We start from the raw sequence: 14,764 nt of genomic DNA, 5'->3' as shown, positions 1-14,764 counted from the left end.
AGGAGGGACCCATGTGTGAAGAGCACGGTCACGGTCACGGTGATGCCGTGGCGCGGGTGACGCCCGTCGCCCTCGACGACTGGACGAGCCCCGCGGAGATCCTGGCGCTCGAGCCCGTCGACGACCTGCACGTCACGATCCTCCTCGACAACGTCTCCGACGCGCTCCTGGTCGACGCCGGGCCGGCGGTGCGCTGGGGCCTGGCGCCCCGCGACGGCGGCCAGCCCCCGACGGTGCCCTGCGCCACCCTGGAGGGCGGCCGCGCCCTCGACGGCCTGCTGGCCCAGCACGGGTTCTCCGCCCTGGTCGAGGTCACGAAGCAGGGACGCACGCACCGCTTCCTGTTCGACGCCGGCATGACGCCCACCGGCATGGTCGACAACATGCGCCGGCTCGGCCTCGACCCCGGCGACGTCGAGGTGCTGGTGATGAGCCACGGCCACTTCGACCACACGACCGGGCTGGACGGGTACGTCCAGGCCGTGGGCAGGGCCAACGTGCCCGTGCTGCTCCATCCGGAGTTCTGGACGCGCCGGCGGGTGGCCGTGCCGGGCCGTGAGCCCTTCGAGCTCCCGTCGACCTCGAGGCGGGCCCTCGCCGACGCCGGCTTCGACGTGATCGAGGAGCAGCGGCCCTCGTTCCTGTTCGAGCGCTCCGTCCTCATCACGGGCGAGGTGCCCCGGACCACCGGCTTCGAGGCCGGCTTCCCCTTCCACGAGGCCCGGCGGGGCGACGCGTGGGAGCCCGATCCGCTGATCCTCGACGACCAGGCCATGGTGGTCCACGTGCGCGACCGGGGGCTCGTGGTGCTCACCGGCTGCGGCCACGCCGGGGTGGTGAACATCTGCCGCTACGCACGGCGTCTCACCGGGGTCGACCGGCTCCACGCGGTTATCGGCGGGTTCCACCTGAACGGGCTGCTGTTCGAGCCGGTGATCCCGGCCACCGTCGACGCCCTGGAGGCGCTGGCGCCCACCTGGATCGTGCCCACGCACTGCACGGGCTGGCGGGCGATCCACTCCATCGCCGCTCACCTGCCCGACGCGTTCCTGCAGAGCAGCGTGGGCACCCGCTTCGAGCTCTGAGAGCCGCCCGCGGGTGCCCCGCCGCCGTCAGTCCTTGAGGTAGGGCAGGAACAGGGCGGTCTCCTCGCCGAGGTTGGCGGGCACCGAGTAGCCGGTCTCGTCGCGGATCTCGTCCCAGTGGTCGCGGACGTCCTCGACGCTGAGGCCCTTGTTGAAGTAGCCCCTGGTCTCGGCGATGAACACGCGGGCGACCCGGCCGCCGCCCACCGCGTACACCTCCCCGGTGCTGGGGCAGTCCTCGTGGGCGAGCCAGGCCACGAGCGGTGTCACCAGGCCCGGGTCGAGCTTGTCGGCCAGCGGGCCGAGCAGGTCCTCGGTCATGCGGGTGAGCGCGAGGGGGGCGATGGCGTTGGCCTTGATGTTGAAGCGGGCGCCCTCGACGGCGAGGACGTTGGTGAACCCCACCAGGCCCATCTTGGCGGCCCCGTAGTTGGTCTGGCCGAAGTTGCCGAAGATGCCGGCCGCCGACGACGTGCACACGATGCGGCCGTAGCCCTGCTCGCGCATCTTCACCCAGGCCGGCCGGGTGACGTAGAAGGCGCCCTTGAGGTGCACGTCGAGCACCGGGTTCAGCAGGTCGGGCTCCATGTTGTGGAAGGCCTTGTCGCGCAGGATGCCGGCGTTGTTGATCACGATGTCGACGCGGCCGAAGGCCTCGAGGGCGGTGTTGACCAGCGCCTCGCCCCCCTCGGGCGTGGCGACGCTGTTGGTGTCGGGGACGGCGACCCCGCCGAGGTCCTCGATCTCCTTCACCACGGTGGCGGCCGGACCGGTCGAGCCGCCCTCGCCCGACACCGAGCCGCCGAGGTCGTTCACCACGACCTGGGCGCCCCGGGCGGCCAGCGCCAGCGCATGCTGGCGGCCGAGGCCGCCGCCGGCACCCGTGATGATCGCGACCTTGCCGTCGTACCCGAGATCAGCCATGTCCCGTCCTCCGTTGGGGGGCGCCCGCTCCGTTGCGGGCCGCCTCGGACCAGCGGTCGAGCGTACGGCAGGGGCCCTGCTGTCCGGAAACCGGCGGGCGCGCCGCGCCCCGGCGCGGGCTCAGGACGACGCGTCGAGGGCGTCGTAGCGGACGCCGGTGAGCTCCTCCGACACGTGCCAGAGGCGGCGGGCGACGGCCTCGTCCTTCGAGCGGGCGCTCGATGACACCTGCTCGGGCCAGCCCCTCATCTCGAGCAGCCCGTCGGGCCCGTAGTAGTCGCCGCTCCGCACGTCGGGCATGGTCGCTGCGTACAGCTGGGGGAGCGCGCCCCGGGCGGCGTCCTGGGCCAGGAGCCGGTTGCCGATGGCGGCGAGGCGCTCCGTGAGCCCTGCCCCCGACATGCGGGGTCCGACGGCCTGCAGGTTGGTGGCGGAGTAGCCGGGGTGGGCGGCCGCCGACACCAGGGGGAGGCCGGCGGCGCCGACCCGCCGGGCGAGCTCGTAGGCGAACAGCAGGTTGGCGAGCTTGCTCTGGCCGTAGGCGGGCCACGTGCGGTAGCGGCGCTCGCCCTGGAGGTCGTCGAAGTCGATGCGGCCCATCTGGTGCGCACCGCTGCTCACCGTCACCACCCGAGGCGCCGGCGCGGCGAGCAGCGACGGCAGGAGCAGACCCGTGAGGGCGAAGTGGCCGAGGTGGTTGGTGCCGAGCTGCAGCTCGAAGCCGTCGGCCGTTCGGCGGTACGGCGTGGCCATCACGCCGGCGTTGTTCACCAGCACGTCGAGGCGGTCGTGGGCGTCGGCGAAGCGCTGGGCGAACGCTCGCACCGAGGCCAGGTCGGCGAGGTCGAGCGGGAGCACGTCGAGGTCGGCGCCGGGCGTGTCGACGCGGATCAGCGCCATGGCGTCGGCCGCCTTGTCGGCCGACCGGCTGGCCAGCACCACGTGGGCGCCGCGGGCAGCCAGGACGCGGGCCGTGTGGAACCCGAGGCCGCTGTTGGCGCCGGTGACGACGACGATCCGTCCGTCCTGGGGGGGTACGTCCTGCTCGGTCCAGCGGGGCATGGCGGGCTCCTCGGCGACGTCGGTGGCACCCTGGGCAACCGCCGATAGCGTCGCCGCATGCCCGACGCTTCGATCGTGGCCGAGGGGCTCGAGCGGCGCTTCGGCGACAAGGTGGCCGTGGACGGCATCGATCTCGAGGTGCCTCCGGGCGAGATCTACGGCTTCCTCGGACCCAACGGTGCCGGCAAGAGCACCACGGTGAAGATGCTGTGCACCCTGCTGCTCCCGTCCGGGGGCCGGGCCCGGGTGGCCGGCTTCGACGTCGCCACCCGCCCCGACGACGTGCGCCTGCGCATCGGCGTGGCCCTCCAGGAGGCGTCGCTCGACCCGAAGCAGACCGGCATCGAGCAGCTGCGCCTCCAGGGGCGGCTCTACGGCCTGTCGCGGCGCGACGTCGACCGTCGCCTGGTCGACCTGGCCGAGCTGACCGACCTGGGCGATGCCCTCGACCAGCAGGTCAGCACCTACTCGGGGGGCATGCGCCGCCGGCTCGACCTGGCGGCCGCGCTCGTGCACGACCCCGAGGTGCTGTTCCTCGACGAGCCGACCACCGGTCTCGACCCGATGAGCCGGCTGCGGGTGTGGGACGAGGTCAGGCGGCTGAACGAGGACCAGGGCATGACCATCTTCCTGACGACCCAGTACCTCGAGGAGGCCGACGCGCTCGCCCATCGGGTCGGGATCATCAGCGACGGCCGCATCGCGGCCGAGGGCGCGCCCGACGACCTCAAGCGCAGCATCGGGTCCGACCTGATCGTGGTCGAGGTCGACGGCGACGCGGCCGCCGTGTGCACGTCGGTGGGCGGACTGGACGGGGTCGAGCGGGTCGAGGCCCACGGCAGCGAGGTGAGCATCTCGGTGACGGACGGCGACGCCTCGCTCAGCCCGGTGGTCGTGGCCCTCCACCAGTGCGGGGTGGCGGTGCGCAACGTGTCGCTCCGCCGGCCCACCCTCGACGACGTCTTCCTCGAGCTCACCGGTGATCACCTCCGCGAGCAGGAGGTGGTGTGATGGCCGAGGCGTCGGCGACGGCCGCTGCTGCCGCCCCGGCCGGACGAGCGGCCGTGCGAGCCCGCAAGGCCGGGTTCGTGTCCGATCTGCTGGCGGTGGCCGGTCGGGCGCTGCGGGCGATCCCCCGCGAGCCCGAGTCGGTGATCCCCGCGCTGGTGGTGCCGCTGTTCTTCTTCGTGGTGAACGTCGGCTCCCTGCAGAGCATCACCGAGTCGGTCGACCCCGGCTTCGACTACAAGGCTTTCCAGCTGCCGGTGGCGATCATCTTCGCGGTCACCGGCGTGTCCCGGGCCTCGGCGCTGGTCACCGACATCCAGACCGGCTACTTCGACCGCCTGCTCATGACGCCGATCCACCGCCTCACGCTGCTGCTCGGGCTGATGGTCGCCGACTTCGCGCTGGTGGTCGCCCTGTCGATCCCGGTGGTGATCCTCGGGCTGCTGCTGGGCGTGTCGTTCGCCGCCGGCCCGCTCGGGATCCTCGTGTTCGTCCTGATCGCCGGGCTGTGGGGCGTGGTGTTCACCGGCTTCCCGTACGCCATCGCCCTGAAGACCGGCAACCCGGCGGCGGTGAACGCCAGCTTCATCCTGTTCTTCCCGTTCGCCTTCCTGACCACCACCTTCGTGCCCAAGGAGGCGCTCACCGGCTGGCTCGCGGCCATCGCCACCGTCAACCCGGTGACGTACCTGCTCGGGGGGCTGCGGTCGCTGATCTTCGACGGCTGGGTGGCGGCAGACCTGCTGGCCGGTGGCCTGGCCGTGCTGGTGGTGGGGCTGGTGAGCATCCCGCTGGCCCTCGTCGCCCTGCGGGGCCGGGTGAAGCGGGGCTGACAGAGGCCCGTCGTGCCGCCACGCAGGGAGGCGGCGGTTCGATCCCCCGGTGCCGGGCCCGAGCGGGTCAGGCGGTGGTGCCCACCTGGTCGCTGGCGTAGGCCCGCATGCGCTTGTAGTCGACCTTGCCGTTGGGGCCCCGTCCGATGGTGGTGATGGTGAACACCCGCTTGGGCGCCTTGAAGTGGGCCAGGTGCCCCTTCACGTGGTCGATCAGGTCGCCCTCGTCGAACGCCGCGCCGTCGCGCAGCTCGACGACGGCGTTCACCGTCTCGCCCCAGCGCTCGTCGGGCATGCCGACCGCCACCGCGTCGAGCACCGCGGGATGGTGCTTCAGGACCTCCTCCACCTCCTCGGGGAAGACCTTCTCGCCGCCGGTGTTGATGCACACCGATCCCCGGCCGAGGAGGGTGATCGTGCCGTCGGCCTCGACCGTGGCCCAGTCGCCGGGCAGGGAGTAGCGGACCCCGTCGATGACGGGGAACGTGGCGGCCGACTTGTCGGGGTCCTTGTAGTACCCGACGGGCGTGAGGCCCCGGATGCCCACCCGGCCGAGCTCGCCCGAGCCGGGCTGGACGAGCCGGCCGTCGTCGGTGATCACCACCGCGCTGTCGCCGAGGCTGAACCTGGCGGTGGCGGCCGCGTTGTCGCCGGCGGAGATGTTGGTGCCCATCCCGACCGCCTCCGACGAGCCGAGGGCGTCGATGAGCAGCATGCCGGGGTGGTGCTTCAGCAGGCCCTGCTTGACCGGCTCGCTCCACATCACGCCGGAGGACGCCACGGCGAAGAGGCTCGAGAGGTCCCGGGTGCCGGGTGAGCGGTCGAGCTCCGCGAGGATCGGCCGGGCGAACACGTCACCGACGATGATGAGCATGTTCACCTTCTCCTGCTCGATCCGGTCGAGCAGCTCGGCGGCGTCGAGGTGGCGGCTCTCGGTGAGCACGATCCGCCCGCCCCCGTTGAGCGCGCTCAACGACACGAGGCACCCGGTGCCGTGCATCAGCGGTGCGGCCGGCAGGGCGGCCATCCCGGCGCCGTTGGCCTCGAGCCGGGCTCGCAGCTCGGCCAGGTCGGCGGGCGGCGGGGCCACCAGCTTGCCGGCGTCGAACAGGATGCGGGCCAGCGTGTCCTGCTCCCACATCACGCCCTTGGGCATGCCCGTGGTGCCGCCGGTGTAGATGAAGAACAGGTCGGTGCCGGAGCGGCCCCACGGGCCCTGCACCCGTCCGGGGTTCGGCGTGGCCACGGCCTCCTCGTAGGGGGTCGCCCACTCGGGGCAGGGCCCCGAGCCGTCGTCGACCCAGAACCAGTGGCGCACCGTGGGGACGCGGGGGCGGATGCGCTCGATGGTCGGGGCGAAGGTGCCGTGGAAGACGACGCCGATGGCGTCGGCGTTGTCCCACAGGTAGGCCAGCTCGTCGTCGGTGTAGCGGTAGTTCGTGTTCACCGGGACGAGCCCGGCCTTGAACAGGGCGAAGACGCTCTCGAGGTACTCCGGGCAGTTGTACAGGTACTGGGCCACCTTGTCCTGGTGCCGGGCGCCGCCGTCGAGGAGCAGCTGGGCCAGGCCGTCGGCGCGGCGGTCGAACGCCGCCCACGTGGTGCGCCGGTCGCCCTGCACCTGGGCCTCGGCGTCGGGAAGGACGTCGGTGACCGTCTCCCACACGTCGGCGAAGTTCCATCCGGCCATCAGTGCCCCCCTCGATTCCTGAATCGAAACTCGCGCGATGCTACCGGCTCGGACGTGCGACCTGCTCGGCCGCGTAGGCCTTCAGGCGCTTGTAGTCGACCTTGCCGTTGGCGGCCCGCCCGATGGCGTCCACGGGGAGCAGGCGCCGGGGGGCCTTGTAGTGGGCCAGGTGGGCCTTCACGTGGGCGATCACCTCGGCCTCGTCGAGGTCGGCACCGGGCTCCAGCTCGACCACGGCGTTGACGGTCTCGCCGAAGCGCTCGTCGGGGACGCCGACGGCCACCGCGTCGTGGATCGCGGGGTGCTGCTTGAGCGCCTCCTCCACCTCCTCCGGATAGACCTTCTCGCCGCCGGTGTTGATGCAGACCGAGCCCCGGCCCAGCAGCCTGAGGGTGCCGTCGGCCTCGACCATGGCGAAGTCGCCGGGGATCGACCAGCGCTGGCCGTCGATCACCTGGAACGTGGCCGCGGACTTCTCGGGGTCCTTGTAGTACCCGATGGGCGTCCGCCCCCGGAGGGCAACCCGCCCGAGCTCGCCCGAGCCGGGCGCCACCTCCCGCCCGTCCTCGGTGATCACCTTGGTGTTCGGGCCCAGGCGGAACTGGGCGGTGGCGCTGGCGCCGGCGTCGGCCGACGACACCGACGACGCCATGCCGATGGCCTCCGACGAGCCGAGGGCGTCGACGAGCAGGAGGCGCGGGTTGTGCCGCAGGAGCCCCTGCTTGGCCTGCTCGCTCCACATCACCCCCGACGAGAACACCACCCGGAGGCTCGAGACGTCCCAGCGGGCGGGTTCGGTGTCGAGGGCCCGGACGATGGGCTTGGCGAAGGCGTCGCCGACGATGATCAGGCCTTTCACCCGCTCCCGCTCGACCGTGTCGAGCAGCTCGACGATGTCGAGGTGGCGCTCGGTGAGCGTGACGACCGAGCCGCCCTGGAGCAGCATCGTGAAGCTGTTGAACAGGCCCGTGCCGTGCATGAGGGGGCACGCGGGGAGGCCGACCGGCCCGGGCTTCACCGTTCTCGCCGCCACCGCGGCCAGGTCGGGCTCGGCCGGCAGCGGGTTGCGGGTGTCGCCGTCGAGCACGACGGCCATGTCGTCCTGGCGCCACATGACGCCCTTCGGCATCCCGGTGGTGCCGCCCGTGTACAGGAGCATGAGGTCGTCGCCGTCGCGCCCCCACGGCCCCCGCACCGGGCCGTCGGTCGCCGTGGTGGCGGCCTCCTCGTAGGAGGTGGCCCAGTCGGGGCAGGGGCCGGAGCCGTCGTCGACCCACAGCCAGGAGCGCACCCGGGGCACCCGGCCGCGCACGCGCTCGATCGTGCCGGCGAAGGCGCCGTGGAACACCACGGCGACGGTGTCGGCGTTGTCCCACAGGTAGGCGAGCTCGTCGTCCATGTAGCGGTAGTTGGTGTTCACGGGGACGAGCCCGGCCTTGAAGCACCCGAACATCGACTCGATGTACTCGGGCCCGTTGTACAGGTACTGGGCCACCTTGTCCTGGTGCTGCGCGCCGGCGGCGAGGAGGGCGGCGGCGATGCCGTCGGCCCGGCGGTCGAGCTCGGCCCAGGTGAAGCGGCGCGGGCCCTGCACCTGGGCGGTGGCATCGGGCAGGCGGTCGGCGATGGTCTCCCAGACGTCGGCGAGGTTCCATCCGGGCATGGCGGCGCTCCAGGGTCGCGGGGGCAGGCGGTGATCGTAGGCGGCGCCGGCTCGTCCACCGCCGTGCGCATCGGGTCCGCGTGCTGCGTCGGGTGCCGGGGCGTGGTGGACTACCGCCGTGGACTTCGACCTACCCGGCGACGACGATCCGCGCCGACAGGCCGTGCGCGCCTGGCTGGCGGAGCATCCCCGACCGACCGGCCGCCAATTGGCCGAGGCCGGCTACGTGGTCCCGCACTGGCCCCGGCCCTACGGCCTCGCCGCCGATCCGGTCCACCAGCTGCTGATCGACCAGGAGCTCGCGCGCGCTGGTGTGTCGCGACCGCAGAACCAGATCGGGATCGGGTGGGCCGGCCCCACGATCCTGCACGCCGGCACCGAGGCCCAGAAGCAGCGGTACCTGCTCCCCCTCCTCGCGGGCGAGGAGATCTGGTGCCAGCTGTTCTCCGAGCCGGGCTCGGGATCCGACCTGGCCAGCCTGGGCACCCGGGCAGTGCGAGACGGCGACGTGTACGTGGTGAACGGCCAGAAGATCTGGACCTCGGGCGCGATGCAGTCACAGTTCGGGATCCTGATCGCCCGCACCGATCCCGACGCTCCGAAGCACCGTGGCGTCTCCTACTTCGTCTGCCCGATGGACCTGCCCGGGATCGAGATCCGGCCCATCCGGGAGATGACCGGCGCCGCGCTGTTCAACGAGGTGTTCTTCACCGATGTGCGGCTGCCCGCCGAGCACCTGGTGGGCGATGAGCACGACGGCTGGCGGCTGGCCAAGGTGACCCTCGGGAACGAGCGGGTGTCGCTGTCGTCGGGCGGCGCGCTCTGGGGCCTGGGCCCCTCGGCCGGCGATCTGCTCGACGTGGTGCGCGCCGCCGGCGGGGTGCGCGACCCGGCGATGCGCCAGCGCCTGGCCGCCCTGCACATCGAGGCGCGGGTGCTCGACCTCATCCGCCTGCGCACGCTGTCCGCCCAGATCGCGGGCCGCCCGCCCGGACCCGAGGCGTCGATCCGCAAGGTGCTCGCCGACGAGCACGGCCAGCGCATCATGGAGCTGGCCAAGGACCTCGCGGGGACCAGCGCCCTGCTCACCGATGTCGGCCCGTTCGGGCGCGACGTCGGCCCCTGGCACCACGGGTACCTCTTCGCCCGGGCGCTCACCATCGGCGGGGGCACCGGCGAGGTGCAGCGCAACATCCTCGGGGAGCGGGTGCTGGGCCTGCCGCACGACGTCGATGTCGAGGCCGGGAGGTCCTGGGCAGAGACGCGCCGGGCATCTGCGTCCGCCTGACCACCGCAGGGGTGGTCGCGCTGGCGCGGAACGGGCGAGGGCCCGGGCGCCGGGGGTAGCGTACGGCCGGTGCACGACGGCTTGCTCGACGCGGCTCGCGGCCTGGGGGCCCTCGTCGAGGAGCGGGCCGAGGCGGGCGAGACCCTCCGCCGGCTCCCCCCCGACGTGGTGGAGGCGGTCGCCGCCGCCGGGCTGTTCCGCATGTGCGTCCCCGCGGCGCTGGGTGGCCCGCAGGCCGACCCCCGCACGATCGTCGACGTGATCGAGGAGGTCGCCCGCCACGACGGCGCGGCCGGCTGGTGCGTGATGATCGCGTCCACCACCAGCGTGCTCTCGGCCTACCTGCCCGAGCCGTTCGCGACCGAGATCTACGGCAGCGATCCCCTCACGGTCACCGGCGGCACCTTCGCCCCCAACGGCAGGGCCGTGGCCAGCGGCGACGGTCACGTGGTCTCGGGTCGATGGCAGTGGGGGAGCGGGAGCCAGCACTGCGCCTGGCTGTGCGTGGGCTGCATCGCCGACCCCCTCGTCGAGGGCGGGAGCCCCGAGTTCCGCTTGATGTTCCTGCCCCGGGCCGAGGTGGAGATCGTCGACACCTGGTACACGGCGGGCCTGCGGGGGACGGGCAGCAACGACCTCCAGGTGCACGAGCGCGTGGTGCCCGGGGGCCGGTCGGTGCCCGTGCTGGGCGGGCGACCGCTCCACCAGGGGGCGCTGTACGCCTTCCCGCTCTACGGGCTGCTCGCCCTGGGGGTGGCGTCGGTGATGCTCGGCATCGCCCGGCGGGCGATCGACGAGGTGGTGGCGCTGGCCGGGGCCAAGAAGCCGATGATGTCGGCCAAGACGCTGGCGGAGCGCTCCATGGCCCAGGTCGACGTGGCCCGGGCCGAGGCCGCCCTGGGCGGAGGTCGGGCGTTCCTGCGCGACGAGCTCGACCGGGCGTGGGCCGCGGCCTGCGAGGGCGGCGACATCCCGCTCGGGCAGCGGGCCCGCCTCCGACTGGCCTGCGCCCACGCGGCCTCCGAGGCCACCCGCGCCGTCGACCTGGCGTACACCACGGGCGGGGGCTCGTCGGTCTACGAGACGAGCCCGCTGCAGCGGTGCCTGCGCGACGTCCACACCGCGACCCAGCACGTGATGGTGGCACCGCAGATGTACGAGACGGTCGGCCGGCTGCTTCTGGGGGTCCAGGCCGACACCACGCTGCTGTGAGCGGGCTCGGCGCCGGCTCCGAGGGCTACACGTGCCTGGCCCTGGAGCGCGACGGAGCGGTGCTCCGGGTGGTGATCGATCACCCGGCGAGCGAGCTCAACGCCGTCGACGACACCCTCCACGCCGAGCTGGCGCGCCTGTTCCGTGAGCTGCGCCGCGAGCGCGAGGCGCGTGCGGTGCTGCTCACCGGGCGCGGCCGGGCCTTCTCGGCCGGCGGCGACTTCGCCTGGTTCCCGCAGCTCCGCTCGGTGGAGCGCCTCGACCACCTCCGCCTGGACGCGAAGCAGCTGATCTGGGACCTCCTCGACGTCGAGCTCCCGATCGTGTGCGCGGTCAACGGCCCGGCGGTGGGCCTGGGTGCCTCCATCGCCCTGCTCTGCGACCTGATCGTCATGGCCGACACCGCCACGATCGCCGACCCCCACGTGCGGGTGGGGATCGTCGCCGGCGACGGTGGCGCGGCCATCTGGCCGCTGGCCGTCGGCCCGGCCCGGGCCAAGCAGTACCTGCTCACCGGCGATCCGCTGACGGCGGTCGAGGCCGAGCGGATCGGGCTGGTCAACGAGGTGGTGCCGGCCGCGGAGCTGGACGACCGGGCGACGGGGTGGGCCCGCCGGCTGGCGGCCGGCGCGCCGCTCGCCGTGCGCTACACCAAGGTGGCGGTCAACCAGCAGGTCAAGGAGGCGCTGGCCCGCAGCTTCGACCTGTCGACGGCGCTCGAGCTCACGACGTTGCTGTCCGACGACCACGCCGAGGCGCTGGCCGCCCTCGGCGAGAGGCGGCCGCCCCGATTCGAGGGCCGGTAGGGAGCGCTCGTACCCGGCCCTCGGCCGGTGGGCCAGACTGCGGGCATGGATCTCGACGAGGCGCTCCTCACCACCCGTGCCATCCGGCGCTACACCGGCGACCCGGTCACCGACGAGGAGATCCTCCACTGCCTGGAGGCGGCCCAGCAGGCGCCGAGCGGCGGCAACGTGCAGCCCTGGCAGTACCTGGTGCTCACCGACGAGGAGCCGAAGGCTCGGGTCGCCGAGCTGTACCGGCGGGCCTACGACCGCTACGAGCGCACGCTGCTCGCCACCCCGCCGCGGTTCCGCACGCCCGAGGACGAGGCCAGCTGGGAGAGGACGGCGGCCGCGTCCCGCCACCTCGCCGAGCACCTCGCCGACGCGCCGGCCATCGTGCTGGTGCTCATGCCCGTGATCGACTGGACGCCGAGCGACGACGAGGGACCGATGGACATCGGACCGCTCTACGCCTCGGTGTACCCGGCGGTGCAGAACCTGATGCTGGCGGCCCGCGGGCTCGGCATCGGCACGGCCCTCACCACCGTGATCCGCATCCATCAGGCCGAGGCCCTGGAGGGACTGGGCGTGCCGCCCGGGCTCGAGATAGCGGCCCTCGTGCCGATGGGGCGCCCCTCCGGGCGGTTCGGGCGGGCCCGCCGCAAGCCGGCCGAGGCGGTCACGCACTGGAACCGGTGGGGTGACAAGCGGGTGGTCGGGACGCCCTGAGGGGGCCTCCTACACTCGCGCCATGACCTCGTTCTGGCCCACCCCCGACCACTGGTCGGTCGAGATCCCCCTCGAGACCCCCCACCCGCGGCTGGCCGTGCTCGCCGAGACGGGCTTCGTGCAGCTCGCCGACGCCCCCTTCGAGGTGCCCGAGGACGAGTACCTGGGGCTCGAGTACATGGACTGGAAGAGCGGCGGCGACACCAACTTCGCCCCGATCGCCACCGCCGACGGCGAGCTCGACTGCCGTGGCTTCTGGAGCAAGGACAACGAGCAGCCCGACAAGGACGCGGTGTTCACGGTGAACGCCGACAAGTGCCCCACCATCCGCGACTACGTCGCCGGTGTGGGCGCCAACTTCGGCCGGGTGCGCATCATCAAGCTCGAGCCGCAGGATCACGAGACCGCGCTCAGGAGCTTCCACCGTGACGACAACAACCGCTTCAACCCCGAGGACGAGGGCTGGGTGGTGCGGGTGTGGCTGGAGCTCACCGACAGCCCCGACAGCTACATGTTGCTCATGGACCCCGGCCCCGACGGCCTGCCCGACCCCGCCACCGAGCGCCGGGTGCCGCTCCCGAGGGGCGCCCGGTTCGTGGTCGACACGCAGCGGCTGTGGCACGTGGTGGTGCACAACGGCACCGAGCCCCGCTACGCGCTGATCTGCAGCTTCGAGAGCGGCCCCGAGCTCCAGCGCTGGGTCGAGTCGCAGCTGCCTGCGGCCGGCTGAGCCCGCCCCGTCGGGAGCGGCCCCGAGCCTCGGCGCGGGACGGCGACGGGCGGGCGGAGACGGGGTAGGTTCCCCCCGTCAACTGGCCAGGTGCAGGGGGGACCGCGATGTCGATAGGGACCGTCGCCGAGCTGATCCGAACCCACGGCCGTGACCGTGCCGGCCAGCCCGCGCTGCTCGTTGGCGAGCGCACCATCACCTACGGGCAGCTCGACGAGCGCTCGAGCCGGGTCGCGCAGGCCCTCCAGACCGAAGGGGTCGGGCCCCACGATCGCGTCGCCATCCTCGACAAGAACGTCCCCGAGTACTTCGACCTGCTGTTCGGCGGGGCCAAGCTCAACGCGGTGCTGGTCGCCGTCAACTGGCGTCTGGCCCCGCCCGAGGTCGCCTACATCGTCAACGACGCCCAGGCGGCGGTGCTGGTTGTGGGCGAGGAGCTCGTGCCGGTCCTCGAGGCCATCGAGGGCGAGCTCACGACGGTGAGGAAGATCGTGGTGATCGGCAGCCACGACCGCCACGAGAGCTACGACGACTGGGCCGGCCGCTTCGACCCGGCCGACCCCGGGGTGGTGCCCCAGGGCGGCGACGTGGCGTTCCAGCTGTACTCCTCGGGCACCACGGGGCGCCCCAAGGGCGTCATGCTCACCAACGACAACCTCTTCGCGCTGCTGCCCCTCGCTTCCCAGATCTGGGGCTTCGGGCCCGACTCGGTGAACCTGGTGGCCATGCCGCTGTTCCACATCGGCGGCAGCGGGTGGGCCGCCGTCGGCCTGTACTACGGGTGCGCGTCGGTGCTGGTGCGCGAGGTCAACCCGGTGGAGCTGGTCACGCTCGTGCCCGCGCAGGGCATCACCCACGCGTTCCTGGTGCCGGCGGTGCTGCAGTTCATGCTCGGCGTGCCCGGCGTGCACGACGCCGACTGGTCGAGGCTGCGCACCATCGTCTACGGGGCGTCGCCGATCTCCACGCAGGTGCTGGCCGACGCGGTTCGCACGTTCGGCTGCGACTTCGTGCAGGCGTACGGCCTCACGGAGACCACGGGCGCCATCGTGAACCTGCCGGCCGCCGACCACGATCCCGACGGCGCCAACGCCCACCGGCTGCGCGCGGCCGGGCTGCCCGGCCCGGGGGTGGAGCTCCGCGTGGTCGATCCGGCCACCGGCGACGACGTGGCCACCGGCACGGTCGGCGAGATCTGGGTGCGGGGCCCCCAGAACATGAAGGGCTACTGGAACCTCCCCGACGAGACGGCCAAGGCCTTCGTCGACGGTTGGTTCCGCACCGGCGACGCCGGCTACCTCGACGACGACGGCTACGTCTACATCCACGATCGTGTCAAGGACATGATCGTGTCGGGCGGCGAGAACGTGTACCCGGCCGAGGTCGAGAACGTGCTCATGGCGCACCCGGCCGTGGCCGACGTGGCCGTGATCGGCGTGCCCGACGAGCGCTGGGGGGAGACGCCCAAGGCGGTGGTGGTGGCGGCCCCGGGCGCGACCGTCGGCGGGGCCGAGCTGATCGCCTACTGCCGGGAGCACCTCGCCCACTACAAGTGCCCCACGTCGGTCGACGTGGTCGAGGTCATCCCGCGCAACCCGTCCGGGAAGATCCTGAAGCGCGAGCTCCGCGAGCCGTACTGGGCCGGTCGGGAGCGACGGGTCAACTAGGGCTCGAGGGCGGCGGCGGCGAGGGGGGCGACCCCCAGCACGGCGACGAACCCGGCGGCGGCCACGGGGCGGGGGTGCGCCATCCCCC

General features: G+C 72.9%; 13 protein-coding genes. 9 read left to right on the top strand and 4 right to left on the bottom strand.

The annotated features are described in order from the left end of the window. The first annotated feature begins 11 nt into the window (after positions 1–11). Positions 12–1,085 carry an MBL fold metallo-hydrolase gene (locus IPM45_05605; protein ID MBK9179040.1) on the top strand — a complete coding sequence of 358 codons (1,074 nt, stop codon included), beginning with the start codon at positions 12–14 and terminating at the stop codon, positions 1,083–1,085. A 27-nt stretch (positions 1,086–1,112) separates the two neighbouring features. Here the strand turns inward: IPM45_05605 and IPM45_05600 are convergent, their stop codons facing one another. Both IPM45_05600 and IPM45_05595 read right to left on the bottom strand, forming a co-directional pair. Then, the gene (locus IPM45_05600) at positions 1,113–2,009 is read right to left on the bottom strand and encodes an SDR family oxidoreductase (protein MBK9179039.1); all 897 of its coding nucleotides are present in this window, start codon (positions 2,007–2,009) and stop codon (positions 1,113–1,115) included. Between the two features lie 120 nt (positions 2,010–2,129). Then, positions 2,130–3,071, bottom strand: a complete 942-nt coding sequence (locus tag IPM45_05595) for an SDR family oxidoreductase (protein ID MBK9179038.1) — start codon at positions 3,069–3,071, stop codon at positions 2,130–2,132. 57 nt (positions 3,072–3,128) lie between these two features. Between IPM45_05595 and IPM45_05590 the strand changes: the two genes are divergently transcribed. Both IPM45_05590 and IPM45_05585 read left to right on the top strand, forming a co-directional pair. Further along, positions 3,129–4,082 carry an ATP-binding cassette domain-containing protein gene (locus tag IPM45_05590; GenBank protein ID MBK9179037.1) on the top strand — a complete coding sequence of 318 codons (954 nt, stop codon included), beginning with the start codon at positions 3,129–3,131 and terminating at the stop codon, positions 4,080–4,082. Then, positions 4,082–4,912 carry an ABC transporter permease gene (locus IPM45_05585; GenBank protein ID MBK9179036.1) on the top strand — a complete coding sequence of 277 codons (831 nt, stop codon included), beginning with the start codon at positions 4,082–4,084 and terminating at the stop codon, positions 4,910–4,912. The genes IPM45_05590 and IPM45_05585 overlap by 1 nt, the downstream gene beginning before the upstream one ends. A gap of 67 nt (positions 4,913–4,979) precedes the next feature. Here the strand turns inward: IPM45_05585 and IPM45_05580 are convergent, their stop codons facing one another. Beyond that, positions 4,980–6,602 (bottom strand): acyl-CoA synthetase, encoded by a 1,623-nt coding sequence (locus IPM45_05580; GenBank protein ID MBK9179035.1) that lies wholly within the window; start codon positions 6,600–6,602, stop codon positions 4,980–4,982. Between the two features lie 40 nt (positions 6,603–6,642). Further along, positions 6,643–8,265, bottom strand: coding sequence for an acyl-CoA synthetase (locus IPM45_05575; GenBank protein MBK9179034.1), 1,623 nt, complete (start codon positions 8,263–8,265; stop codon positions 6,643–6,645). Between the two features lie 118 nt (positions 8,266–8,383). On the opposite strand from IPM45_05575, the gene IPM45_05570 reads away from it, so the two are divergent. From IPM45_05570 to IPM45_05545, 6 genes are all read left to right on the top strand, one after another. Beyond that, positions 8,384–9,553 (top strand): acyl-CoA dehydrogenase family protein, encoded by a 1,170-nt coding sequence (locus IPM45_05570; protein MBK9179033.1) that lies wholly within the window; start codon positions 8,384–8,386, stop codon positions 9,551–9,553. Positions 9,554–9,622: 69 nt separating this feature from the next. Beyond that, a complete protein-coding gene (locus tag IPM45_05565) occupies positions 9,623–10,765 on the top strand; it encodes an acyl-CoA dehydrogenase family protein (GenBank protein ID MBK9179032.1) in 1,143 nt (380 codons plus the stop codon). Positions 10,766–10,800: 35 nt separating this feature from the next. Further along, on the top strand, positions 10,801–11,571 hold the full coding sequence (locus IPM45_05560) for an enoyl-CoA hydratase/isomerase family protein (protein ID MBK9179031.1): 771 nt from the start codon (positions 10,801–10,803) through the stop codon (positions 11,569–11,571). A gap of 45 nt (positions 11,572–11,616) precedes the next feature. Beyond that, on the top strand, positions 11,617–12,279 hold the full coding sequence (locus tag IPM45_05555) for a nitroreductase family protein (protein ID MBK9179030.1): 663 nt from the start codon (positions 11,617–11,619) through the stop codon (positions 12,277–12,279). 22 nt (positions 12,280–12,301) lie between these two features. Further along, on the top strand, positions 12,302–13,009 hold the full coding sequence (locus tag IPM45_05550) for a hypothetical protein (GenBank protein MBK9179029.1): 708 nt from the start codon (positions 12,302–12,304) through the stop codon (positions 13,007–13,009). A gap of 107 nt (positions 13,010–13,116) precedes the next feature. Next, positions 13,117–14,676, top strand: a complete 1,560-nt coding sequence (locus tag IPM45_05545; protein ID MBK9179028.1) for a fatty acid--CoA ligase — start codon at positions 13,117–13,119, stop codon at positions 14,674–14,676. The last annotated feature ends 88 nt before the right edge of the window (positions 14,677–14,764 follow it).

The organism is Acidimicrobiales bacterium (assembly GCA_016716005.1).
In the GTDB taxonomy this organism is placed as follows: domain Bacteria; phylum Actinomycetota; class Acidimicrobiia; order Acidimicrobiales; family JADJXE01; genus JADJXE01.
This window is presented reverse-complemented; position numbering and strand designations above follow the sequence as displayed.

Bases quoted from the DNA above. Each gene is read 5' to 3' on its own strand.
- IPM45_05605 (MBK9179040.1), top strand. From the start codon at position 12: ATGTGTGAAGAGCACGGTCACGGTCACGGTGATGCCGTGGCGCGGGTG.
- IPM45_05600 (MBK9179039.1), bottom strand. From the start codon at position 2,009: ATGGCTGATCTCGGGTACGACGGCAAGGTCGCGATCATCACGGGTGCC.
- IPM45_05595 (MBK9179038.1), bottom strand. From the start codon at position 3,071: ATGCCCCGCTGGACCGAGCAGGACGTACCCCCCCAGGACGGACGGATC.
- IPM45_05590 (MBK9179037.1), top strand. From the start codon at position 3,129: ATGCCCGACGCTTCGATCGTGGCCGAGGGGCTCGAGCGGCGCTTCGGC.
- IPM45_05585 (MBK9179036.1), top strand. From the start codon at position 4,082: ATGGCCGAGGCGTCGGCGACGGCCGCTGCTGCCGCCCCGGCCGGACGA.
- IPM45_05580 (MBK9179035.1), bottom strand. From the start codon at position 6,602: ATGGCCGGATGGAACTTCGCCGACGTGTGGGAGACGGTCACCGACGTC.
- IPM45_05575 (MBK9179034.1), bottom strand. From the start codon at position 8,265: ATGCCCGGATGGAACCTCGCCGACGTCTGGGAGACCATCGCCGACCGC.
- IPM45_05555 (MBK9179030.1), top strand. From the start codon at position 11,617: ATGGATCTCGACGAGGCGCTCCTCACCACCCGTGCCATCCGGCGCTAC.
- IPM45_05550 (MBK9179029.1), top strand. From the start codon at position 12,302: ATGACCTCGTTCTGGCCCACCCCCGACCACTGGTCGGTCGAGATCCCC.
- IPM45_05545 (MBK9179028.1), top strand. From the start codon at position 13,117: ATGTCGATAGGGACCGTCGCCGAGCTGATCCGAACCCACGGCCGTGAC.